Annotated in this window: 22 protein-coding genes and 3 pseudogenes; 13 read left to right on the top strand and 12 right to left on the bottom strand. The window is 59.5% G+C overall.

Going from position 1 to position 21,380, the window contains the following annotated elements; all coding sequences use genetic code 11:
* Positions 1–28: 28 nt before the first annotated feature.
* The 6 genes from aroQ to H620_RS0110955 are packed head-to-tail and all read right to left on the bottom strand — an operon-like array spanning position 29 to position 4,309.
* Entirely contained in the window at positions 29–466 is a 438-nt protein-coding gene (gene aroQ / locus H620_RS0110980) for a type II 3-dehydroquinate dehydratase (protein WP_027907349.1), read from the bottom strand.
* Between the two features lie 4 nt (positions 467–470).
* The gene (gene aroE, locus H620_RS0110975) at positions 471–1,289 is read right to left on the bottom strand and encodes a shikimate dehydrogenase (protein ID WP_027907348.1); all 819 of its coding nucleotides are present in this window, start codon (positions 1,287–1,289) and stop codon (positions 471–473) included.
* Positions 1,286–2,518 carry a CaiB/BaiF CoA transferase family protein gene (locus tag H620_RS0110970; protein ID WP_027907347.1) on the bottom strand — a complete coding sequence of 411 codons (1,233 nt, stop codon included), beginning with the start codon at positions 2,516–2,518 and terminating at the stop codon, positions 1,286–1,288. Before H620_RS0110970 ends, aroE begins: the two co-directional genes overlap by 4 nt.
* Complete coding sequence (locus H620_RS0110965; RefSeq protein WP_023380777.1) at positions 2,515–2,970, bottom strand: MaoC family dehydratase; 456 nt, start codon at positions 2,968–2,970, stop codon at positions 2,515–2,517. Before H620_RS0110965 ends, H620_RS0110970 begins: the two co-directional genes overlap by 4 nt.
* On the bottom strand, positions 2,967–3,365 hold the full coding sequence (locus tag H620_RS0110960) for a VOC family protein (protein ID WP_023380778.1): 399 nt from the start codon (positions 3,363–3,365) through the stop codon (positions 2,967–2,969). The genes H620_RS0110965 and H620_RS0110960 overlap by 4 nt, the downstream gene beginning before the upstream one ends.
* Positions 3,362–4,309 (bottom strand): ketopantoate reductase family protein, encoded by a 948-nt coding sequence (locus tag H620_RS0110955; RefSeq protein WP_023380779.1) that lies wholly within the window; start codon positions 4,307–4,309, stop codon positions 3,362–3,364. The genes H620_RS0110960 and H620_RS0110955 overlap by 4 nt, the downstream gene beginning before the upstream one ends.
* 93 nt (positions 4,310–4,402) lie before the next feature.
* Between H620_RS0110955 and H620_RS0110950 the strand changes: the two genes are divergently transcribed.
* The 7 genes and pseudogenes from H620_RS0110950 (at position 4,403) to H620_RS27770 (ending at position 11,129) form a co-directional block, all read left to right on the top strand.
* Positions 4,403–5,314: a LysR family transcriptional regulator gene (locus H620_RS0110950; RefSeq protein WP_027907346.1), complete on the top strand. Its 912-nt coding sequence runs from the start codon at positions 4,403–4,405 to the stop codon at positions 5,312–5,314.
* A gap of 130 nt (positions 5,315–5,444) precedes the next feature.
* Positions 5,445–6,101 carry an HAD hydrolase-like protein gene (locus tag H620_RS0110945; protein ID WP_023380781.1) on the top strand — a complete coding sequence of 219 codons (657 nt, stop codon included), beginning with the start codon at positions 5,445–5,447 and terminating at the stop codon, positions 6,099–6,101.
* Between the two features lie 429 nt (positions 6,102–6,530).
* Positions 6,531–7,505, top strand: coding sequence for a fimbrial protein (locus tag H620_RS0110935; RefSeq protein WP_023380783.1), 975 nt, complete (start codon positions 6,531–6,533; stop codon positions 7,503–7,505).
* 509 nt (positions 7,506–8,014) lie between these two features.
* Positions 8,015–8,785: an EAL domain-containing protein gene (locus H620_RS0110930; RefSeq protein WP_342342017.1), complete on the top strand. Its 771-nt coding sequence runs from the start codon at positions 8,015–8,017 to the stop codon at positions 8,783–8,785.
* Positions 8,786–8,810: 25 nt separating this feature from the next.
* Positions 8,811–9,785 (top strand): GGDEF domain-containing protein, encoded by a 975-nt coding sequence (locus tag H620_RS25735; protein WP_049818769.1) that lies wholly within the window; start codon positions 8,811–8,813, stop codon positions 9,783–9,785.
* 12 nt (positions 9,786–9,797) lie between these two features.
* Positions 9,798–10,583, top strand: a pseudogene (locus H620_RS27775) (PAS domain-containing protein); the annotation flags it as partial.
* 84 nt (positions 10,584–10,667) lie between these two features.
* A complete protein-coding gene (locus tag H620_RS27770) occupies positions 10,668–11,129 on the top strand; it encodes a methyl-accepting chemotaxis protein (protein ID WP_238346437.1) in 462 nt (153 codons plus the stop codon).
* A gap of 28 nt (positions 11,130–11,157) precedes the next feature.
* Here H620_RS27770 and dmeF read toward each other — a convergent pair whose 3' ends face one another.
* Entirely contained in the window at positions 11,158–12,090 is a 933-nt protein-coding gene (dmeF, locus tag H620_RS0110915) for a CDF family Co(II)/Ni(II) efflux transporter DmeF (protein WP_023380787.1), read from the bottom strand.
* 7 nt (positions 12,091–12,097) lie between these two features.
* On the bottom strand, positions 12,098–12,373 hold the full coding sequence (locus H620_RS0110910; protein WP_027907343.1) for a metal/formaldehyde-sensitive transcriptional repressor: 276 nt from the start codon (positions 12,371–12,373) through the stop codon (positions 12,098–12,100).
* Between the two features lie 25 nt (positions 12,374–12,398).
* Here H620_RS0110910 and H620_RS27630 point away from each other — a divergent pair.
* The 3 genes and pseudogenes from H620_RS27630 to H620_RS0110895 all read left to right on the top strand — a co-directional run bounded on the left by H620_RS27630 (position 12,399) and on the right by H620_RS0110895 (position 15,703).
* Positions 12,399–12,734: pseudogene (locus tag H620_RS27630) on the top strand (site-specific integrase).
* Between the two features lie 41 nt (positions 12,735–12,775).
* Positions 12,776–14,362: an ABC-F family ATPase gene (locus tag H620_RS0110900; protein ID WP_023380790.1), complete on the top strand. Its 1,587-nt coding sequence runs from the start codon at positions 12,776–12,778 to the stop codon at positions 14,360–14,362.
* A 150-nt stretch (positions 14,363–14,512) separates the two neighbouring features.
* Positions 14,513–15,703, top strand: coding sequence for an MFS transporter (locus H620_RS0110895; RefSeq protein ID WP_023380791.1), 1,191 nt, complete (start codon positions 14,513–14,515; stop codon positions 15,701–15,703).
* Here the strand turns inward: H620_RS0110895 and H620_RS0110890 are convergent.
* Together H620_RS0110890 and H620_RS0110885 are read right to left on the bottom strand one after the other, a co-directional pair.
* Positions 15,653–16,711 carry an alpha/beta hydrolase family protein gene (locus tag H620_RS0110890; protein WP_023380792.1) on the bottom strand — a complete coding sequence of 353 codons (1,059 nt, stop codon included), beginning with the start codon at positions 16,709–16,711 and terminating at the stop codon, positions 15,653–15,655. The two genes, H620_RS0110895 and H620_RS0110890, sit on opposite strands and share 51 nt — an antisense overlap.
* Positions 16,712–16,841: 130 nt before the next feature.
* Positions 16,842–17,453 carry an FMN-dependent NADH-azoreductase gene (locus H620_RS0110885; RefSeq protein ID WP_027907342.1) on the bottom strand — a complete coding sequence of 204 codons (612 nt, stop codon included), beginning with the start codon at positions 17,451–17,453 and terminating at the stop codon, positions 16,842–16,844.
* A 133-nt stretch (positions 17,454–17,586) separates the two neighbouring features.
* Here H620_RS0110885 and H620_RS0110880 point away from each other — a divergent pair, with 133 nt between their 5' ends.
* Both H620_RS0110880 and H620_RS0110875 read left to right on the top strand, forming a co-directional pair.
* Positions 17,587–18,489 carry a LysR substrate-binding domain-containing protein gene (locus H620_RS0110880; RefSeq protein WP_023380794.1) on the top strand — a complete coding sequence of 301 codons (903 nt, stop codon included), beginning with the start codon at positions 17,587–17,589 and terminating at the stop codon, positions 18,487–18,489.
* 7 nt (positions 18,490–18,496) lie between these two features.
* On the top strand, positions 18,497–18,841 hold the full coding sequence (locus tag H620_RS0110875; RefSeq protein ID WP_425311460.1) for an MmcQ/YjbR family DNA-binding protein: 345 nt from the start codon (positions 18,497–18,499) through the stop codon (positions 18,839–18,841).
* 117 nt (positions 18,842–18,958) lie between these two features.
* Here H620_RS0110875 and H620_RS0110870 read toward each other — a convergent pair whose 3' ends face one another.
* Together H620_RS0110870 and H620_RS0110865 are read right to left on the bottom strand one after the other, a co-directional pair.
* Positions 18,959–19,387, bottom strand: coding sequence for a DUF1294 domain-containing protein (locus H620_RS0110870; protein WP_027907340.1), 429 nt, complete (start codon positions 19,385–19,387; stop codon positions 18,959–18,961).
* A gap of 1 nt (position 19,388) precedes the next feature.
* Positions 19,389–20,219 carry an undecaprenyl-diphosphate phosphatase gene (locus tag H620_RS0110865; protein WP_027907339.1) on the bottom strand — a complete coding sequence of 277 codons (831 nt, stop codon included), beginning with the start codon at positions 20,217–20,219 and terminating at the stop codon, positions 19,389–19,391.
* Between the two features lie 262 nt (positions 20,220–20,481).
* On the opposite strand from H620_RS0110865, the pseudogene H620_RS27765 reads away from it, so the two are divergent.
* Positions 20,482–21,282, top strand: a pseudogene (locus H620_RS27765) (cache domain-containing protein); the annotation flags it as partial.
* Positions 21,283–21,380: the final 98 nt, after the last annotated feature.

Below are 21,380 nucleotides of genomic sequence, written 5' to 3'. Positions count from 1 at the left end.
ACACGTCCTTCTGAAAGTGAAGAATCGGTCAGACCATCTTCATCGCCGCACGCAGGGCGAGCAGATAAGTCTCGACACCGAACCCGCAGATCTGTCCGCGCACGACTTCGGCGAACACCGAATGGTGACGAAACGGCTCTCTGGCATGGATGTTCGACATATGCACTTCGACCACCGGCGCCTCGAGGATGGCCAACGCATCGCGGATACCATAGCTGTAGTGCGTCCACGCCCCGGCATTGATCAGCACAGCATCGACCCGATCTTCAAACGCCTGATGGATTCGCTCGCACATGGCGCCTTCGAAGTTGGTCTGGAAGCTCTCGACCCGCGCCCCCAGTTCCTCGCCCAGCGCCTGCAAGGACTGGTCGATATCGGCCAGCGTGGCCGTACCATACTGGCGCGGGTCGCGTTTGCCGAACATGTTGTGGTTGATACCGTGCAACATCAGCACATTGGCAACCATGGGCTTACTCCAGAGGAATGGTCAGTCGGTCGATCACGGCGCGGGTTTCGGGACGCACCCCACGCCACCAGGCAAACGCTTCCGCCGCCTGCTCGACCAGCATGCCCACACCGTCGGCCAGGCGCGTCACGCCTTGTGCTTGCGCCAGACGCAGGAATGGCGTCAGGCCTTTGCCATAAGCCAACTCGTACGCCAGCCGCGTCGCGCCCAACACATCAGCAGGCAACGGCGGCAGTTCACCGGTAAGGCTTGCAGAGGTGGCATTGACAACGATGTCGAACGCCTGCCCTTCCAGCTCCTCGTAGCGGCTGATACGTAGCAGCGGATGGTCCAGTTCATTGCGCAAGGACACCGCCTTGGCCATGTCGCGGTTGGCGATCACCAGCTCGCTCGGGCCCGCTTGCAGGAACGGCAGTAGTGCTCCACGAACCGCACCACCAGCGCCGAGTACCAGCACCCGACGGTTGCGCAGCGGCTCTGCAAGGTTCTCTTCGATATCCCGCAACAAGCCGATGCCATCGAAGTTCTCGGCGAAGATATGGCCATCCTCGAACTTCAGCGCATTGGCCGCCCGTGCCAGCTGAGCCCGCTCGCTGCGCCGGTCGGCCAGCTCGAAAGCGCGCAACTTGAATGGCGCGGTGATGTTCATGCCCAGCCCGCCATCGCTGCGAAATTGCAGCACCTGGGTCTCGAACCCCTCGAGCTCGCCCTCGATGGCACCATACGCCAGGGTCTGGCCGCTGGCCTGGGCAAACAGGCCGTGGATCAAGGGGGATTTTGTGTGATTGATCGGTCGCCCGATCACTGCATAGCGGTCGCTCATCGTGCATCTCCGTGGGTGAACAGCACACCGTCCGCTTGCATGGCGGTGATTTCTTCGGGGCTGAAGCCAAGCCCGGCAGCGACTTCGGCATTATGCTGGCCAAGGTCCGGGGCCACCTGATGGATCGTGGTGTCGCAATCGGAAAAGCGGAACGGCAGATTGGGCAGGCGCAGGGTACCGTAGCGCGGGTGCCGCTGTTCGATGACCATGTTGCGAGCCTGGATCTGCGGGTCGGCCAGCACTTCGTCGATGCGTTGCACCTTGGCGCTGGGAATGTCGATGCCATCGAGCAGTTGCAGGATGTCGGCGACCCGACGCGCGCCGACCCAATCGCGGACCACTGCGAGAATCGCTTCGCGATGTGCATTGCGGCCATTGAGGTGATGGTAGCGGCTATCGCTACCGAACCCGGACGGGCCGCCATTGGCCTCGACCATGGCGGCAAAGCGCTGCCAGGCATCGTCGACCTGGGCGGCGATGACCAGGTCGCCATCGGCTGCGCGGAATACGCCATAGAGGGTCGAGGTCGGCATGTCATGGCCGGTCTGCTCCGGTAGCACCTTGCCGTCGGACAACGTGTAGCACTGCACCGCATACTCGTGCATCGACACCAGCGTGTCGTACAGGGCCATGTCGATATGTTGTCCGCGTCCAGAGCTTACCCTGCCCAGCAACGCCGCGTTGATCGCCGCAACAGCATGAATACCGGTGTACATGTCGCCCAGGGAAATGCGCAGCAACGGGGGCGCCTCGCCCGGCACGCCAACCATCTGCATGATGCCGCTCTTGGCTTCGGCAATCAGCCCGAAGCCGGCGCGGTGAGCATCCGGTCCGGTGTGACCGTAGGCTGAGATCGAGCAGTACACCAGGCGCGGGTTGCGCGCCGACAACTCGGCATAGCCAAGACCAAGCTTATCCAGCGCACCCGGGCGATAGTTTTCGATGAACACGTCGGCCGAATCGGTCAGGCGTTGCATGAAGGCCTTGCCACGCGGGTCCTTCATATTGACGCTGACGCCCTGCTTGCCCATGTTCAGCTGCAGGAAGTAGCCGCTCTGCTGCTCATCCAGGGTAAACGCATGCTGGCGGCCGGCATCGCCGCTGCCGGGCCGTTCGACCTTGATCACCTCGGCACCCAGCGCGGCCAGGCAGCGCCCCACATAAGGACCGGCGAGGAAGTGGCTGTAGTCGATGACGCGGATACCTGCCAATGGCATTGCCTGGCTCATGCTTGTGCCCTCCTCGGCACCATCAGGCGGTGCTCGCCGCGCTGCACGACTTCGCCATGCTGGTTGATCAGTTCCGACGGCAGTACCACGATGCCCCACCCTGGGCGACTTTTGCTGGGACGCATCGCCCCTACGCGCATGCGGACATGCAGCACATCGTTGACCTTTATCGGCAGCACGAAATCCCAGGTCCAACCCAACGACATACCCGGCACGAAGCGGTATTGGCACTGGGTCTTCAGGCCGTCGGCGATCGACAACCCGAACAAGCCGTGGGCGACCAGGCAGCCGAAGTGGCTGGCATTGGCGTACTCCTCATCGACATGGACTGGGGTGTGGTCGCCGGTGAGGTCGGCGTAGGCCAGGATGCGCTCGCGAGTTACCGTGTAGGTGGGGCTGATGCACTCATCGCCTTCGCGGGCGTCGTCCCAGAATTTTTCCACTACGCTCATGCCGATACCTCCGCACGCGGGTCGATGGCCAGTGCCTGGGCGACGCACTTGGCCGGCGAGGCCTGGATGAACTCCACCGCCAGGCCGTCGGGCAGGCGCAGCCAGTTGCGACCCTGAGACATTTCGCTGACACCGAAGCGTTGGGCTGCGGCCAGGGCGGCTTCGAGGTCCTCGCACATGATGCCCAGGTGGGCCAAGCGCCCCTCCGGCCCGGCGAAGTCCGGCTGGTGAATGAACTGCAGGCCACCCAGCGTCCAGTACTGCGTCGGCAGCTCGACGTCGCCCTGCACTTCCCGCATGGTCATGCCGCACACTTCATTGAAGAAACGGATATGCCACTGAATGTCCCGCACCCAGAAGGCAACGTGTTCGAGATAGGCTTTCGGCTGGCTCATGGATTATCCCTTTTCTGGTGATCGGCCATCGCGCGTTCGATGCCCTTGATACAGGCCACCAAGGTCGCGTTGACGGGGGTGGCAACGCCATGACGCTGGCCCCAGCGCACGACGGAGCCGTTGATGAAGTCGATTTCGGTGATCGAGCCCTTTTCCAGGCTCTGCAGCATCGAGGTGCGGAAGCTCGCCGGCAGGCCCTCGGCAGCCAGTCTCCATGCCGCTTCGGGACTGGTCAGGCTCAGGCGGATGCCGGCCCGCTCGGCGACGGCAATGGCCTCGGCCACGGCAGCCTTTGCGGTGCATTCGAGCAGCGGCTCGCTGTACAGCTGGCCATAGCTGAGCATGGTGATGCCGCTCAACGCGCCAGTCGCGACGTTGACCAGCAGCTTGTCCCACATGGTGCCAAGGATGTTGTCGCTGACCGTGGTGGCCAGTCCGGCGCCGTTGAACGCCTCTGCAATGGCTTGCACGCGTGGGGTCATCTGGCCGTCGAGCTCGCCAATGAAGGTCTGCTTGCCTGCCACCCCGGCCCGGATCGATCCGGGTGCCAGCAGCACGCCGCCGACATAGGTCTTGCCGGCCAGCACCCGCTCGCGGCCCACGGCCTCGGCCAGGATGTCCTCATGGCCGAGGCCATTCTGCAGCGACAGCACCAGCGTTTGTGGCCCGAACAGTGCAGTGCCGCCAGCGATGGCATCGGCGGTGTGGAACGACTTGACCAACACCACCACCAGGTCGACCGCGCCAATGTCTTGGGCGTCAGTCGTCGCGTTGACCCGCACTGAGCGCTCGCCGCGTTCGTCCTGCACCTGCAGCCCGTTCAGGTTCATCGCCTCGACATGCGCACGGCCACGGTTCAGCAGCCAGGTTTCATGCCCCGCCTCGCTCAAGGCCGCGCCAATGGCGCAGCCCAGGGCACCGGCACCCAGAATGCAGATTTTCACGTCGCAGACCTCCTGTGATTTGCGACCACCTTATGCAGACGGGCTTATTTAGACTATACAATGCGCTCAATACCACTATTGAGAATCGCAATAATGAGTGCATTGGAGGCTCTGCCTGAGCCGAAACTGCTGCAGCTGTTCGACGTGCTGTATCACTGCCGCAGCGTTACCCGCGCGGCCGAGCAGCTCGGTCAGAGTCAGCCGACCATCAGCATCTGGCTGGCGCGGCTGCGCGAACAATTGAACGATCCGCTGTTTGTGCGCACGCCGACCGGCATGGCACCTACGCCACGCGCCGACCAGTTGATCGGCCCCTGCCGGGAAGTCCTGGAATCCCTGCGCCGCCTGACCGCCTGGGAACCACAATTCATTCCAGCCACGGCGCAGCGTCGCTTTCGCCTGTGCGTCAGTGATGCCAGCCATATCACCTTGCTGCCCAGCATTCTCAACCACCTGCGCTCACATGCGCCGGGAATTCGCCTGGAGGCGGCACGTATCGATGGCAATACTGAAAGCGCACTGGAGTCCGGCGAGGCGGACCTAGCGATCGGTTTCGTACCATGGCTGGGTGGAGGGATGTATCAACAGGTGCTGTTCGACCAGGACTGGGTGTGCCTGAGCAATCCGCAGCATCCACGCCTGGCACATGGGATGAATGTGGCGCGCTACCGCGCCGAAGGGCATGTCCAGGTCAGCGCCGGCACCGGGCAGAAATTGCTGGAGGCCGGCTTGGCGCGCGCGGGCATCGAACGCAGGATCATGCTGGAGCTGCCGGCGTTCCTGGGGTTGGGGAGGATCGTCGGGTCGACGGACTTGGTGGCCACGTTACCCCGCCATATCGGGCAAACTCTCGCCGAAATGCATGGGCTGCGCCTGCATGACTGTCCGTTTGCAGTCGAGGGATTCACGGTCAAGCAGCATTGGCATGCCCGGTATCACCAGGACAGCGGGAATCGGTGGTTGAGGGAGGTCGTCCGGGGATTGTTCCAGTCAGGGAAAGGTTAGCTTCAGGAGCAACAGTCCGCTGAACCAGGGTTGCCAGCGCTGCCATGTAGGAACAATTGCCGTCGCACCGCGAGCGCATCAAAATAGCGCTTCCCGCGAAGACACCCACACTCCAGGAAGGAACACTCAGATGCCGTACCGACTTGCCATCTTCGACTTTGACGGCACGCTCGCAGATTCATTTCCCTTCTTTGTCCGGGTGTTCAACCAAGTCGCTGACCGGCACGCATTCAACCGAATTCAACCCGAAGAACTAGACAGTCTGCGCAAACTGGGGGCACGGGAGATCATGTCCCATATCGCAATGCCCCGCTGGAAGCTGCCTTTCGTAGCGCGGACATTCATGAGTCTGATGAACAACAATCGAAGCTCGATCCCGCTTTTCGATGGAATCGCCGATACGCTAAGCCATCTGGATGAGCAAGGACTGATGCTCGCGGTGGTCTCTTCCAACGCCAAAGACAATGTCACGCAGATCCTGGGCGCCAGCTGTCGACATTTCCGCGCCTTCGAGTGCGGGGCATCCATTTTCGGCAAGGCATCACGCTTGCGCCGGGTCATGCGCAAGTGTGGGGTTACGCCAGAAGAAGTTATCTATATAGGCGACCAGCCTACAGATGGCGAAGCAGCATCGGCTGCAGGCATTGCGTTTGGCGCGGTTGCTTGGGGATATGGGACCCATGAAGCATTCCATGATCTTCCATCCCACGAGTGGTTTGCCGATGTAAGCCAATTAAGGCGACTGACCGGAAACCCTCTGCTGCTGCCATGCATACCCACGCGCTGACGTGTAGCCCGCAAAAAAGCTGTCGGCTGCGGTGAGGTATCAGATTCGTCTGATTAAGCTAGCGGCGGCCCTTGACATAACTTGGCGCATCCATTTACCGAGCATGCACCATGCAAATTTCAAGGCGAACTTATGAACAAGCAAGCAAGCAAGCAAGCAAGCAAGCAAGCAAGCAAGCAAGCAAGCAAGCAAGCAAGCAAGCAAGCAAGCAAGCAAGCAAGCAAGCAAGCAAGCAAGCAAGCATTATAGCGCTCGAAGCGTAATTGCCGCAAGCCTATTTTTAACTATTTCCGCGTGTACATTACCCGCTCGTGACAACTCGGACGAAATCCATAATACATCAGAAACCCTTCGTTTAAAGGAAGCCTATGATCGCTTGACATTCGAACACCCTGAATTTAATTGGAAATACGTTGAGGGACTCGCCGAATGATAAAGCCGATCAAATACCTGGTAGCTTGCATTATTGCGACACCCTCGCTTTCGTTCGCCGCCTGCGAATTTTTCGAGGGCCACTCCCAGAAACAAATCACCGTAAGCATACCCTCAACGCTTTCCATCCCCCGAGACGCAGAAAACAACACCGTTATCTACGAGTCTCCAGCCCAGACCTTTTCCGGTAACGCGTCGTACACCTGTTCCACTACCTTCACCACCGGAATAGTAAACAACGTCGGCAGCAACGCACCGACGAAAAACTACTTCCCCATCGGCAATACGGGGCTTTCGTGGCAGTGGATCTATCAGGACGCGCCCTATAACGGATTCGGTGGTGGATCAATTAGAACCCCGGGCGGGTATGGATTCAACACCACGAAGAACGCGTTGCGCATCATAAAAACCGGCGACATCCCGTCAGGTACGACGATACCTGCTGGCACCTTGGGATATATACAAGTCGAAACATCAGCCGTCAGACCGCTAGCGATGATAATAGACAAAAGTCCATCCATCGTACTTCAGTCATGTGAAACGCCGAACATAGCGGTGGAGATGGGCGAATACAATCTAAGTGTCTTTGCCAGCGAAGGCAACGCCACCCCACCCAAACACTTCGAAATAAAACTGAACAACTGCCCCAGCGGAATCAAAAAAGTCAGTTATCGCTTGACTGCCACTTCAGGTTCGCCAGCGGTAAATGGGCAACTCGGGATAATAGAACTGAACAAGGGTTCAACCGCCAAAGGCATCGCGCTTCAACTACTTGACAGCAACCAGGCACCTCTACAACTCGACAAAACTTATGTTTTCAACGAATACTCAACCCTCGGCGGAAATTTCTCCATCCCCATGAGCGCGAAGTACATACGCACGCTGCCTAACGGCAGCGCGGGTCAATACGATGACGGTATGAGCGCGGGCTCTGCTAGTAGTGAAGTGACGTTCGTCATGAGTTATCTGTGACTCACGGTGCGCGTCAAGGACATTGTCATACCCGGTTGGCCGGCTCGCCCTTATGGGCTCATCGACCGCCCCACAGGCAGGCTGGGCCACCGTAGGCAATAGACAGCAGCACACCATCGCGTATCAGCACACATCATTTTTAGCCGCCGTCGGACCAGCACATCAGCCACAAAACCTCGACCAAATCCGCCTATGGGGCCTTGCGTACACAGAGGAAAAGCGAAACTCGCTAGGTCACGGAGCCAGAGACCGATTGGCGCAGCGTGAAACCTGACGGGGCCTGTTGTACAGAACGTCACAGTAGGCCAATGAAAATACAGCCAATACGGCGCTTATACCATCTACTTTGGCCATTTCGACATCCAAACAATGAAAAATACCTGTACAAGGTACTTTCTTTGTACAGGTATTAAGGCAATACTCCCTGCACCGAGGATCGCTCGTACGCTCCCAGCCTGTCGGCATGAAGCCGTACCGCCATGTTATTCCTTCTGCAGGAGGTGCCAGCCTTGTCTATACAACTCATACCTGTTGAGCCTCAACGACCTCATGGCTGCCGCAGCTGCAAGGATAACGCTGGCATTGACTTCGACTTCACCATGGCGTTCCAGCCCATTGTCGACACCCGCGCCAACTGCGTTTTTGCGTATGAATCTCTGGTCCGGGGTAAAGATGGCGCTGGCGCACAGGCCATATTGCAAAAAGTAAATGACTCAAACAGATATAAATTTGATCAAGCGTGTCGTGTCAAAGCGGTGGAACTTGCTGCGAGAGCCGGCATGCCAAGCTGCTTGAGCATCAATTTTCTACCCAATGCTGTGTACCAAGCAGAGGCCTGCATTAGAACCACCCTCCTTGCCGCAGAAAAATACAATTTTCCCATTGAAAAAATAATATTTGAAGTTACTGAAAATGAGAGCATCGCAGACAAAGCACACATAAAAAAGATCATGGAATCCTATAAAAAACAAGGCTTTAGAACGGCAATCGATGACTTCGGCTCCGGGCACTCCAATCTCAATTTACTGGCCAGCTTTCAACCCGACATCCTCAAGATCGACATGGAACTGATAAGAGACATCCATACCAGCAAGGCCAAGCAAGTTATCACCAAGGGCATTGTAAGCGTCTGCCGAGACCTCAACATACAAATCATCGCCGAAGGGATCGAGTGCGTTGAGGAACTTGATACGCTTCAGGCACTCGAGATACACCTGTTCCAAGGGTTCTTTTTCGCAAAGCCAAAACTTGAATCCCTTCCTGAGATTGCATGGCCCTAGCAGCGAAACCTAATAGGAGTCATCCATGGACAGCGCGATAGACTTCAACGCTGTAATAGCGCTCACACTGGACTACTTAAAACTTCATTTCACACACGCAGAATGGAGCATTGTTCGCGTGGGTGCCGATGAAGCCCCCAAGGCGAGCGGCAGTCATTTCGAACACCCCACGCGCGACGCCGAACTGCAAGCCATCACGAATAAAATACGCGCCGACCTCTTGGTCAATGATGTTCACGCGCCGGGAGGGGTCATACAACATGCATTATCAGGCGAGCACGGCGACACTACGCAGACTACACAGTACGTTGCCATACCCCTACTCCACTATCCGCCTATGCTCTACGGATTTATTTATGGAAGATCGGTAGATCGCAACCTATTGGAAAACCGTGCCGACCTCAGACTGCTGGAACTTATTGCGTCGCTTCTAAGTAGCTTACTGCATGCTGAAACACAAGCAGATTTCCAGGCGCGCCGCGCCGAGCGTTTCGAAACCCAGGCGTACACAGATGCTATGACCAACCTGTTCAACCGAGCAGCATGGGAACAACTCTTGCACCAGGAAGAACTGCGCTGCGAACGCCAAGAAACACCCTGTGCTGTCATCGTGATTGACCTGGACGACCTCAAGCAAACCAATGACGCCGAAGGGCATTATGCCGGAGATCAGCTTATCAAACGGGCCGCGACCTCGTTACTTCAAGCTTCACGCAAAGAGGACATCGTTGCCCGACTCGGCGGCGACGAGTTCGGGATAATTGCCACCCACTGCAACGAATATGACGGCGCGTGCTTATTGCAGCGAATTAGAGACTTGTTCAAAAAAGAAAAAATCAATGCCTCAATCGGAATGGCGCCACGCCAACCGTCTGGCTCACTAAAAAAGGCGTTCATCCGGGCTGACCAAGCGATGTACAAAGAAAAGCGTGTAAAGCGTGGTTCCGCAACGGCGCGAACCTTAGAAAACCCGTTTACGCCGGGTCACCAAACGGTCTGATTTAGCCACTGCATGGGTGCCATTATGTTTAACAAACGTCTAAAGTGCGAATTGGATGATGCCTTGTCAACGCTCCGGTCCCAGGAGGCCAGAGAAACAGCCATCAGTCGCTCGACGGCGACCATTGAGTTCACACCGGAAGGCATTATAACGAACGCCAATCAAAACGTATTGCATGCAATGGGTTACACGCTGGATACGCTGATTGGCCAACACCACGACATCCTTTGCCCGAACGACGATACCCACAGTGTCGGGCATGAGGGCTTCTGGAGAACATTGCGAGACGGGGAATATATCCGCGACCGCATCCCCTTCCGCAGCCGCCAAGGTGAAACGCTCTGGCTTGAGGCAACCTACAATCCAATTTTTTCGGCGGACGGTCGCGTCAGTCGCATACTGATGCTCGCAAACGACATAACAGAGCACGTCAGGCGCGAGCAAGAGCAACGCAACGTCCTAGAGGCCATGAGTCGATCGATGGCCATGATCGCGTTTGACCCAGACGGATATGTACTTGAAGCCAACGATAATTTTCTGCATACGCTCGGATATCGTATGCCTGAAATTCAGGGTAAACACCACCGACTCTTTTGCACTCAACAAGAGGCGCAGTCGTCGGAATACCAAGATTTTTGGGCGCACCTCAACAAGGGCGCGTTCTTTTCCGGCCGTTTTCAGAGGGTGAACCGATGCGGCGCCACCGTTTGGTTGAGCGCCACTTACAACCCGATATTTGATGCCAACAAGAAACTGTACAAGATTGTAAAATTTGCTCGCGACATTACACCGCAGGTTGAACAACAGCAAATCGAGTCAACGGCCGCCACGCTTGCCTATCAGGTCTCGAAAGAAACCGACCAACGTGCGCAGCACGGCGCCATGGTCATCAGCGAAACCGTGGCGGTGGTCCGCAGCATTGCGGGCGAACTTTCAAATGCTGCCCTCAAAATATCAGCCGTTGGTCAGCAGTCTGAAATGATCACTGGCATTGTCCAAACCATACGCGGCATCGCTGATCAGACTAATTTGCTGGCGCTAAATGCAGCCATTGAAGCGGCCCGAGCAGGCCCCCAAGGAAGAGGTTTCGCTGTCGTCGCAGATGAGGTGCGTCACCTCGCTGTTCGCACCGCCCAAGCCACCTTGGAAATCAGCGACGTTGTAAAGCGAAACCATCAATTATCGCAAGACGCTGTAAAAGGTATGCAGATGACTCAACATATGGCTGACGTCGGCGTAGGGTTAGTAGGCCAAGCCGGGGATATCATTGGGGAAATTCAAAGCGGCGCCCGCCAGGTCGTGGACACGGTCAAGCAACTCAGTGAAGCGGTAGATAAACTCTGAGCCTTTTCGTCAACTCGCTTCTTCGCCTTCACGTTGTTGCCCTGTACTCAACCGTGAGATGAGTGACTTGGTGAACAGGCTCCAATGCAGCGCGTACATCATCGACCGATAGACCTACAGAACCTTGCACACTCACGATGGCTGCTCGCGCCTGCGGCCCCACTCGCCAGACATGGAGGTCTGTAATCTTGAGCGTCCCGAACTGACTGAGCAATTCACGGATCTCCTCGGCTATATACTCATCGCTCTTGTCGAGTAGCACGGCTGCAGTATCGCGAATGAGCGACCACGCCCAGCGCGCAATCACGACAGCCCCCACTATACCCATCAACGGATCAAGCCATACCAAGCCGAGGTACTTGCCAGCCACCAGTGCGACGATGGCCATGACAGATGTCACTGCATCCGCCAGCACGTGCATATATGCGGAACGCAGGTTGTTGTCGTCGCCATGCGTGTGGGTGTGGGTGTGGTGATCATGGGAGTGTCCATGATGATGCGCATGCTTATGACTGCCTCCCGCGAGAATGAGGGCGCTGACAAGGTTTACGACCAAACCTATTACCGCAATGAGCGTGGCCGCCTCGAACTCCACGTGGGCAGGTTCGAAAAGGCGTACTAACGATTCAGCACCGATGCCCAAGGAGATCAACCCGAGAACGAGAGCGGACGCAAAACCGCCAAGGTCACCCACTTTTCCCGTTCCAAAACTATAAGCAGCATTCTGCGAATGCTTGCGGGCAAACGCATAGGCCGCCACGGCGATACCCAGCGCGCCTGCATGAGTGGCCATGTGAAAACCATCGGCCAACAGGGCCATCGAACCGGTGATGTATCCGGCAGCTATTTCTCCCACCATCATGGCAAGGGTCAGCGCTACAACCCACAAGGTGCGCTTGGCATTTTCATCGTGTCCAGCACCCAGGAAATCATGGCTGTGAATGGGATCGATCGTGCTCATGTGTTTCTCACTTTGAGTATCGGCGGATGGCTTCCAGGAGCGCTTCCACACCTTGCGCCCTCTCTTGATCAGTGAGACCCGCCCTGGCTACATGCTCACGGGCATGGTCCTCAACAATCTCATCAAGTAGCCCGTTGATTGCGCCACGGGTTGCAGCCACCAGATGCAGGGTTTTTGCGCAGTCAGCATCGCCCTCCAGTGCACGCTCTATAGCCTGTACTTGTCCAGCGATGCGCTTCACCCGCTTGAGCAACTCATCTTTTCCGGATTGCATGTGGGCCATAACATACCCCCCTACCCTATATTGCGTGAATGATGCGCTTGATTTTCGTTGGGAGCAAGGGAGGGTCGGCAAAAGCAGGCTGTGGTTCCACGAACCAAGTGTTACAATCCGCCACTTCAAAGCGGCGCTCGAAGCGCTGGACATCCGTGAACGTCGGCAGTACGACACCCGCCACACCTACGCAACCATGCGCCTGATGACTGGGATGAACCGTGCGTTCATCACGAACCAGCTTGGCCAAAGCGTTGAGATGTTGCCCTCTACCTACGCGTAATGGATCAGCTCCTCCTCGGACTGGAGGGAGCTGGAGAAGCTGCCGCCCCGAGTCGAATTGGCCCAGCATTGGCCCAACACTGACTAGAGGGCCTAAATACACCTCTGGAACCCCCGCAGGACAAGCACTTGATTTCTACCGCCAACATCACCATGCAATTCGGCTCCAAGCCGTTGTTCGAAAACGTCTCGGTCAAATTCAACAACGGCAACCGCTACGGCCTGATCGGCGCCAACGGCTGCGGCAAGTCCACCTTCATGAAAATCCTCGGCGGCGACCTCGAGCCGTCCGCGGGTCAGGTCATGCTCGAGCCGAACACCCGTCTGGGCAAGCTGCGCCAGGATCAGTTCGCCTATGAAGAGTTCACGGTCATCGACACCGTGATCATGGGTCACAACCAGTTGTGGAAAGTCAAAGCCGAGCGCGACCGCATCTACTCGCTGCCGGAAATGACCGAGGAGGACGGCATGGCCGTCGCCGAGCTGGAAACCGAATTCGCTGAAATGGATGGCTACACTGCCGAGTCCCGTGCCGGCGAGCTGCTGCTGGGCCTGGGTATTCCGCTGGAACAGCACTTTGGACCGATGAGCGAAGTCGCGCCAGGTTGGAAGCTGCGCGTGCTGCTGGCACAGGCGCTGTTCTCGGATCCGGACGTGCTGCTGCTGGACGAACCGACCAACCACCTGGACATCAACACCATCCGCTGGCTGGAGAACATCCTCACCGCGCGTAACAGCACCATGGTGATCATTTCCCACGACCGGCACTTCCTCAACAGTGTCTGCACCCATATGGCCGACCTGGATTACGGTGAACTGCGCCTGTTCCCGGGCAACTACGACGAGTACATGACCGCCGCCACCCAGGCCCGTGAGCAGTTGCTGGCCGACAACGCCAAGAAGAAGGCCCAGATCGCTGAACTGCAGACCTTCGTCAGCCGCTTCTCGGCCAACGCCTCCAAGGCCAAGCAAGCCACCTCGCGCGCCAAGCAGATCGACAAGATCCAGTTGGCCGAGGTCAAGCCTTCAAGCCGTGTCAGCCCGTTCATCCGCTTCGAGCAGACCAAGAAGCTGCACCGCCAGGCCGTGACCGTCGAGAAAATGGCGAAAGCTTTCGACGACAAGGTGCTGTTCAAGGACTTCAGTTTCACGATCGAAGCCGGCGAGCGTGTGGCGATCATCGGTCCGAACGGTATCGGCAAGACCACCTTGCTGCGTACCCTGGTCGGTGAAATGACCCCGGACAAGGGTGAAGTGAAGTGGACCGACAGCGCCGAAGTGGGCTACTACGCCCAGGATCACGCGCACGACTTCGAAGACGACATGAGCCTGTTCGACTGGATGGGCCAGTGGACCACCGGCGAGCAGGTGATTCGCGGCACCTTGGGCCGGATGCTGTTCTCCAACGACGAGATCCTCAAGTCGGTGAAGGTCATTTCCGGTGGCGAACAGGGCCGCATGCTGTTCGGCAAACTGATCCTGCAAAAACCGAACGTACTGGTCATGGACGAACCGACCAACCACCTGGACATGGAGTCGATCGAGGCACTGAACCTGGCGCTTGAGAACTATCCAGGCACGCTGCTGTTCGTCAGCCACGACCGCGAGTTCGTGTCGTCGCTGGCCACTCGCATCATCGAACTGACCCCCACTGGCGTGGTGGACTTCAGCGGCACCTACGATGACTACCTGCGCAGCCAGGGCGTCGTAGTCTGAGCCGACCGCACAAGGGCCGCACCGCGGCCCTTTTTTGCGCCCCGGCCCAGCGGGCAAGGCTCGCAATCAAATAATCATTAGCCTGCTTTCATTTCCGTCGCGCAACGGCCATGATGAATCCACGCCCACCGCCCGCCCGCGAACGAGCCCATGACCGCGCAACAACCCTCCCCCAGCACCCGCGCCAACCTCACGCTACAGATCCTGTCGATCGTTTTCTACACCTTCATCGCCTTCCTCTGCATTGGCTTACCGATTGCGGTGCTGCCCGGCTACGTGCATGACCAATTGGGCTTTGGCGCGGTAATCGCCGGGGTGACCATCGGCCTACAGTACCTGGCCACCCTCCTCAGCCGTCCCTTCGCTGGGCGTGTGGCCGATACCTTGGGTGGCAAGCGTGCCATTGGCTACGGACTGTTCGGGATTGCCGGCTGCGGGGTATTGACGTTGCTGTCGGCCTGGACGCTTGCACTTCCCGTGCTGAGCCTGTTGCTGCTGCTGGCTGGACGGGTGCTGCTGGGCGTGGCCCAGGGGCTGATTGGGGTGGCGACATTGAGCTGGGGCATCAGCCAGGTAGGTGCGGAGCATACGGCCAGGGTGATTTCCTGGAACGGCATCGCCTCCTACGGCGCCATTGCCATCGGTGCGCCGGTGGGCGTGCTGGCCGTGGACGGCCTTGGCTTCAGTGTGCTGGGCCCGGCGCTGTTGCTGCTTGCGCTGTCGGCCTTGCTGGCATTGCGCAAGCGCCCGGATGTGGTGGTGGTCCGTGGTGAACGCCTACCGTTCTGGTCGGCTTTCGGGCGCGTCGCGCCCTGCGGCCTGGGGCTGACACTGGCCTCGATCGGTTATGGCACCCTGACCACCTTCGTCACCCTTTATTACCTTGAGCGTGGCTGGATTGGCGCAGCGTGGTGCCTGAGCGCATTCGGCCTGTGCTTCATCGTTTCGCGGCTGCTGTTCGTCAACGCGGTCAACCGCTTTGGCGGCTACAACGTGGCCATCGCCTGCATGGCCACCGAAGTGGTCGGTTTGGGCCTGTTGTGGCTCGCCCCTTCGCCGCCCTGGGCACTGCTGGGGGCGGGCCTGACCGGCTTCGGGCTTTCACTGGTGTATCCGGCGCTGGGGGTCGAGGCCATCAAGCAGGTGCCCAGCAGCAGCCGAGGTGCCGGACTGGGCGCTTACGCGGTGTTCTTCGACCTGGCCCTGGCCATCGCCGGCCCAGTCATGGGCGCGGTCGCCGTGCACTTGGGCTACGCCTCGATCTTTTTCGTCGCGGCCCTGCTCGCCCTGTCAGGGGTGGGCCTGATCCTGCTGCTGGCCCGGCGCAACAACGGCGGTTGAGCGCCCTGCGGGCAGCGGCGCGCCCAGTGCCTGGCTGAAAAATGCAGCAGTGTCACGCGTTAGCGAGCGATGGATATGCCGGCGGTCGACACCGTCGGCATCCTTGCACAGCACTGGCATGCGAGCGTGCTGCTCTTCGTCGCAGCGGGCCATGAACACGAAATGCCCAGCGCCGGCCAACAAGCGGTAATCCGGGGTGAGCGGAAGCTTACGGGCAAGGGCCTCGGCATTCCGGTCCAGCGCCACCAATTGGTCGCTGTCACCGCTGAAGATCAATGCCGGCACCTTTACGCCAGCCAGGGCGTGACGGCCAAACATCAGGCTAAGCGGTGCCATCAGCATCACCGCGCCTATCCGTGTATCTGGCTGGGGGCTCAGTTCGCTACGGTCGGCTATCAATACACCATGGGTCTTGCAGGCATCGGCATCGTCTGGGCGCTCCAGGCAGTAGCGCCTCAGCCGGTCCAGATCTGGCTGCGCGCCCGACAGAATCAGCGCCGTTTCACCGCCGGCCGAATAGCCAATCACACCCACTTTGCCGTCATTCAGGTAGGGCCCCAGCAACCGATCGACACGGGCGGCGGTGATGGCGGCACTGACCTGCAACGGACGACCATAGAGGTTGCTCAGGGTGCCCAGGCGGCTGTGGTCGCGGGCGTTGTCGCCTGGGTGAATCACCGCCACCACGACGAACCCCTGGTGCGCCAGGGCCGTTGCCAAGTAATGCAGCGCCAGCGGGCTTCCGGTGTTGCCATGGGACAGTACCAGCAAGGGAAATTGACCCAAAGCGACCGGGGCCTCTTCGGCCACCTGGATCGGGTAGCCGTCGATACGATTGGTGCGAGGCTCGCCTGTGGACGGGTAGAACGCCAGGGCCTGCATCGGACGGGCATCGACAGGATCGTCCAGGGTCATGCGGTGCAGCCCAACGTTCCAAGGCTGCGCCTCGGCGCGGGGCAGCAGCCCCCCCAGCAGGACCAGCGCCAACAAGATTCGGGAGGTGCTCATCGGCCCGCCACCCCTGCGAAGCAAAAGGATGACGCCAGCATAGATCCAGGATCGTCCGGGGCGGATGAAACCTAAATGAAAAAACGGCTGACACCCCAGGTGGCAGCCGTTTTCTAATTGCCTCAGCGGATCACGCGGCGGCGAACAGATCGTTGGCGATCTGCGCCTGAGCGTCGTCAATTGCCTTGCTGCGCTGCTCCGGACCGTAGGCCAGGCCGTGGGCGCGGACGATTTCCAGGTCGGTGATACCGATGAAGCCGAGGAACACTTTGAGGAAGTCCTCATGACCGGCACCGGTCGCTTGGCCGGCGTGCAGGCCGCCTGCAGTGGATACCAGGACCACTTTCTTGTCGCCGCACAGGCCTTCAGGGCCGGCTTCGGTGTAGCGGAAGGTCTTGCCGGCGACGGCAACACGGTCGATCCAGGCTTTGAGCTGGGTCGGCACGGTGAAGTTGTACATAGGGGCGCCGATCACCACAGCGTCGGCGGCCAGGAACTCTTCCAGGGTTTCGGCGCTGAGCTTGGCTTCGAACGCCTGGGCCGCATCGCGCATGTCTTCAGGGGTACCGGCTGCAACCAAGGTCGCGGCGGAGAAGTGGGCGATGGCGTCGGCGGCCAGGTCGCGGTAGACCACTTCGATGCTCGGGTCGACGGCTTTCCAAGCTTCGACCACTTCGCGGCTCAGCTGACGGGAGGCGGAATTGTCGCCCAGGATGCTCGAATCGATATGCAACAGTTTCATGGGACTCTCCTGTGAATGAAGACCGCGGCGGTGGGCGATCACGATGGAGAGAATCCTACCGGGGCAGCCAATGGCTGATAAGGCGGCAAAAATGCGTTAGTTTGTCCTATGGATAGGACAGTGAGACAGGACCATGCAAGACCTCAATGACCTCTTTTACTTCGCCCGCGTGGTTGACGCCGGGGGGTTCGCGGCGGCAGGACGCCAGCTGGGCATCCCCAAGTCACGCTTGTCGCGACGCATCGCCGAGCTGGAGGAACGTCTGGGCACACGCCTGCTGCAACGCACCACCCGCCAGCTCAAGCTCACCGCCGTGGGCGAACGGTACCTGCATCATTGCCAGGCCATGCTGCTGGAGGCCGAGGCGGCCGACGAGGTGGTGGCGAGCATGAGCAGCGAGCCGCGTGGCCGACTGCGGGTTTCCTGCCCGGTCGCCTTGGCCCATGCCTTCTTGCCGGACGTGGTCAGTCGTTTTCTGGCGCACTACCCTCAGGTACAACTGGACATGGTGCTGCTCAACCGCCGGGTCGATCTGATTTCCGAGGGTATCGACGTGGCCCTACGGGTCCGCGATCTGGGCGATGAGGACCCTGCGCTGGTCACCCGTCGTTTGCGCCAGGCACAGATGCAGCTGGTGGCGGCTCCTGGCTTCGCCGACCACATTCGCGACCCCGCCGAACTGGCCACCCTGCCAGTCCTGGGTGCAGCAGAGGCCGACAGGCTGGTGCACTTTCGTCTGCACGGCCCAAACGGCCAACAGCAGGAGATTGCGCTGGAGCCGCGCCTGGCCATCGACGACTTCGTGGTGCGAAGCGCAGCCGTCCGCGCCGGGCTCGGCTTCTCGGCCTTGCCAAGCATGTTCTGTGAGGAACAGCTTGAACGAGGCGAACTGGTCAGGCTGCTGCCCGACTGGTCGCTGCCTGGTGGCTATCTGCAGGCGGTGTACCCTCACCGGCGGGGTCTGCTTCCAGCGGTACGGGCCTGGATCGATCATCTGGCGGCGTCGTTCGAGGCCTGTGGGGAACGTTATGTCTAGGCAGCACATGACCGAAGACCAGGTCGTGACCTTCTGCCTGGGCTTGCCGGGTGCACGGGAAGACTACAAGTGGGGCGGTGTCCGGGTGTTTTCGGTAGCCGGTAACAAGATGTTCGCGGTGCTGGATCTGGCCGGTGCAGGGCTGTCGTTCAAGGTGGCGGACGACATCTTTCTGGGCTACTGCGACCGACCCGGCGTCCGCCCGGCACCTTACCTGGCGCGGGCAAAGTGGATCAGCATGGCGCCACCCTACCCCATGGGCCGGGATGAGCTGTGCGATTTGCTGCAACGCTCGCACCAGCTAGTGGTGAAACGCCTGCCAAAACGGCTGCGGGTTGGCCTGGTGATGTGAACCGATCGCTGGCAAGCCGAGGCTCCAGGTAACGCGACGACTTCAAGAAGGACGCGCCCCTGGAGGAGCGACCTTGGGTCGCGAAAGGGCTGCAAGCAGCCACCGGCAACGCCGCCATCAAAACAACGAGAAAAGCTGCTGATTCAGGAACAGGTAATCCACCCAGAACACCTGGTGCAGCAGCACGATGCCCCAGAACACCAGCTGGTAGGAAACCTTCCGAGTCTTGTGCCGAAACAGTTGTTGGGCCACCAGTGCTCCAGGCCAGCCCCCTAGAAGCTCGCTGACATGCAACACCTTCTCAGGCGTACGCCAGGCTTGGGCGCGCGCCTGGTGCTTGTCCTGCCAGTACAGCAGCAGGCAGATCAAGCTCGCCGCCGGATAGACGGCTAGCGGCCACCAGGCTTGCCCACCCCAAGCCATCTGGGCCACGCCAATTCCTGGCAGCAGGCACAATGCGCCCAAAACCAGCAGCTTGAAGCGGGCATGGCGTACCCCCTCCTCACGAGCGGCGCCATACTGCCCCTTGGCTTGCGTGCGTGCCATATCAGCCGTGCGCCGTCGACCAGTCGACCCAGCCGAACTGCCAGGTGGCCAGAATCAGCAGGCCAAAGGCAATGCGGTACCAGGCGAACACTGCATAGCTGTGATTGGCGATGAACTTCAACAAGCCTCGCACGGCGATCATGGCGAAAATGAACGAAGTCACGAAGCCGATGGCGAAGACTGGCAAGTCGCTGGGCTGGAACAGATCGCGGTACTTGTAACCTGAATACACCGCCGCCCCCACCATGGTGGGCATGGCCAGGAAGAAGGAGAACTCGGTAGCGGCCTTGCGCGACAGACCGAAGATCAAGCCGCCGATGATGGTCGAACCGGAGCGGGAAGTGCCGGGGATCATGGCCAGGCACTGGATGAAGCCGATTTTCAGCGCATGGCTCCAGCGCATGTCGTCGACGTGATCGACCTCGACGCGGTGGTCGCGGCGCTCGGCCCACAGCATGATGAACCCACCGACCACCAGCGCAGCAGCCACGGTGATCGGGTTGAACAGGTATTCATGAATCAGGTCGGCGAACAACACACCGAGCACCACCGCAGGCAGGAAGGCCAGCAGCAGGTTACCGGTGAAGCGTCGCGCGCTGGGCTGGCGGGTCAGCCCAAAGACCACATCGAGGATCTTGCGTCGGAATTCCCAGACCACCGCCAGGATCGCCGCCAACTGGATGATGATGTTGAACGCCATGGCCCGCTCGCCACCGAAGCCGATCAGGTCGGCGACGATAATCTGGTGGCCGGTACTGGAAATCGGCAGAAACTCCGTGAGTCCCTCGACCACACCTAAGATGATTGCCTGGAAGGCAGTCCAAAAATCCATCGTTCCCCCGGGTGGAGCACTGCTCTGTGCAGGCCCCTAGTTCTTGATTTGCTTGTGATTTGCCGCACGCGGCGCGGCTGTTTTACAGCGACTGTTGGTGGCAATGCCAGTCGAAAAGTTCACGCTGCCTAAAGGTTTCATCTTGGGCGGCCGAAATCCTAACAGAGACGCTCTGCGATCGCTTGCCTGAACAGCGGCAGAGTAGCCCGGATCTAGCACTTAGCCATTAGTCGAGTGGGGGGCGACGGCAAAGCGTGTTTGGATGCACCTGAATAACAAGAAAAACGCGGGAGTAACCTTCATGAAGACCTTGAGGTCGATGTCGATCAGCCGCCGCTTGTGGCTGATACTGCTGGTGGCCGTGGCAATGCTGGTAGTGCTGGGCTTGTTGATGCTGCGCCAGATCCACGGCGACCTTTACCAGGCCAAGGCGGAGAAGACCCGCCATGTGGTCCAGACTGCCGCAGGTGTGCTGGCCTACTACCAGGGGCTGGAGGCTGCCGGAAGCCTCAGCCGCGAGGCGGCCCAACAGCAGGCCCTGCAAGTGGTGCGTGGGCTGCGCTATGACCAGAATGACTACTTCTGGATCAACGACCTGGGGCCGAAAATGATCATGCACCCGGCCAACCCCAAACTCGATGGCCAGGACCTTTCGGCCATCCGAGACCCAGACGGTTTCGCCGTTTTCAACGAAATGGTCGCCCTCGCCCGCAGCCAGGGCGCAGGCCCGGTCAACTACCGCTGGCCCAAGCCGGGCGCCACCGATCCGGTGGCCAAGACCTCCTACATTCAATTGTTCAAGCCTTGGGGCTGGATCATCGGTTCGGGTGTGTACGTCGACGATGTGCAGGCCGAATTCGCCCGTCAGTTGCGCGACGCCACCCTGGTCGGCCTGGGCATCGCCCTGTTGATGGCGCTTGTGGTGATGCTCATTGCCCGCAGCATTGCACGCCCACTGCAGGAAGCCGTTCAAGCCATGGGCAACATTGCCAGTGGCGAGAGCGACCTGACCCGGCGTCTGGACACCCACGGCCGTGACGAGATCACCCACCTGGGCGAGCATTTCAACCGCTTCAACGGCAAATTGCAGGGGGTCGTCGGCCAACTGCAAGGTGCCGCCCATGCCTTGGCCCAGTCCGCAGGACAAGTCGGTGACAATGC

This window comes from Pseudomonas taiwanensis DSM 21245 (genome assembly GCF_000425785.1).
Classification (GTDB): domain Bacteria; phylum Pseudomonadota; class Gammaproteobacteria; order Pseudomonadales; family Pseudomonadaceae; genus Aquipseudomonas; species Aquipseudomonas taiwanensis.
This window is presented reverse-complemented; position numbering and strand designations above follow the sequence as displayed.

Coding starts and splice junctions, on each gene's coding strand:
- H620_RS0110890 (WP_023380792.1), bottom strand. CDS start 16,711: ATGAGCACCTCCCGAATCTTGTTGGCGCTGGTCCTGCTGGGGGGGCTG.
- H620_RS25735 (WP_049818769.1), top strand. CDS start 8,811: ATGGACAGCGCGATAGACTTCAACGCTGTAATAGCGCTCACACTGGAC.
- aroQ (WP_027907349.1), bottom strand. CDS start 466: ATGGTTGCCAATGTGCTGATGTTGCACGGTATCAACCACAACATGTTC.
- H620_RS0110865 (WP_027907339.1), bottom strand. CDS start 20,219: ATGGATTTTTGGACTGCCTTCCAGGCAATCATCTTAGGTGTGGTCGAG.
- dmeF (WP_023380787.1), bottom strand. CDS start 12,090: ATGAGCACGATCGATCCCATTCACAGCCATGATTTCCTGGGTGCTGGA.
- H620_RS0110945 (WP_023380781.1), top strand. CDS start 5,445: ATGCCGTACCGACTTGCCATCTTCGACTTTGACGGCACGCTCGCAGAT.
- aroE (WP_027907348.1), bottom strand. CDS start 1,289: ATGAGCGACCGCTATGCAGTGATCGGGCGACCGATCAATCACACAAAA.
- H620_RS0110875 (WP_425311460.1), top strand. CDS start 18,497: ATGACCGAAGACCAGGTCGTGACCTTCTGCCTGGGCTTGCCGGGTGCA.
- H620_RS0110870 (WP_027907340.1), bottom strand. CDS start 19,387: ATGGCACGCACGCAAGCCAAGGGGCAGTATGGCGCCGCTCGTGAGGAG.
- H620_RS0110950 (WP_027907346.1), top strand. CDS start 4,403: ATGAGTGCATTGGAGGCTCTGCCTGAGCCGAAACTGCTGCAGCTGTTC.
- H620_RS0110880 (WP_023380794.1), top strand. CDS start 17,587: ATGCAAGACCTCAATGACCTCTTTTACTTCGCCCGCGTGGTTGACGCC.
- H620_RS0110965 (WP_023380777.1), bottom strand. CDS start 2,970: ATGAGCGTAGTGGAAAAATTCTGGGACGACGCCCGCGAAGGCGATGAG.
- H620_RS0110960 (WP_023380778.1), bottom strand. CDS start 3,365: ATGAGCCAGCCGAAAGCCTATCTCGAACACGTTGCCTTCTGGGTGCGG.
- H620_RS0110895 (WP_023380791.1), top strand. CDS start 14,513: ATGACCGCGCAACAACCCTCCCCCAGCACCCGCGCCAACCTCACGCTA.
- H620_RS0110935 (WP_023380783.1), top strand. CDS start 6,531: ATGATAAAGCCGATCAAATACCTGGTAGCTTGCATTATTGCGACACCC.
- H620_RS0110910 (WP_027907343.1), bottom strand. CDS start 12,373: ATGGCCCACATGCAATCCGGAAAAGATGAGTTGCTCAAGCGGGTGAAG.
- H620_RS0110970 (WP_027907347.1), bottom strand. CDS start 2,518: ATGAGCCAGGCAATGCCATTGGCAGGTATCCGCGTCATCGACTACAGC.
- H620_RS0110885 (WP_027907342.1), bottom strand. CDS start 17,453: ATGAAACTGTTGCATATCGATTCGAGCATCCTGGGCGACAATTCCGCC.
- H620_RS27770 (WP_238346437.1), top strand. CDS start 10,668: ATGGTCATCAGCGAAACCGTGGCGGTGGTCCGCAGCATTGCGGGCGAA.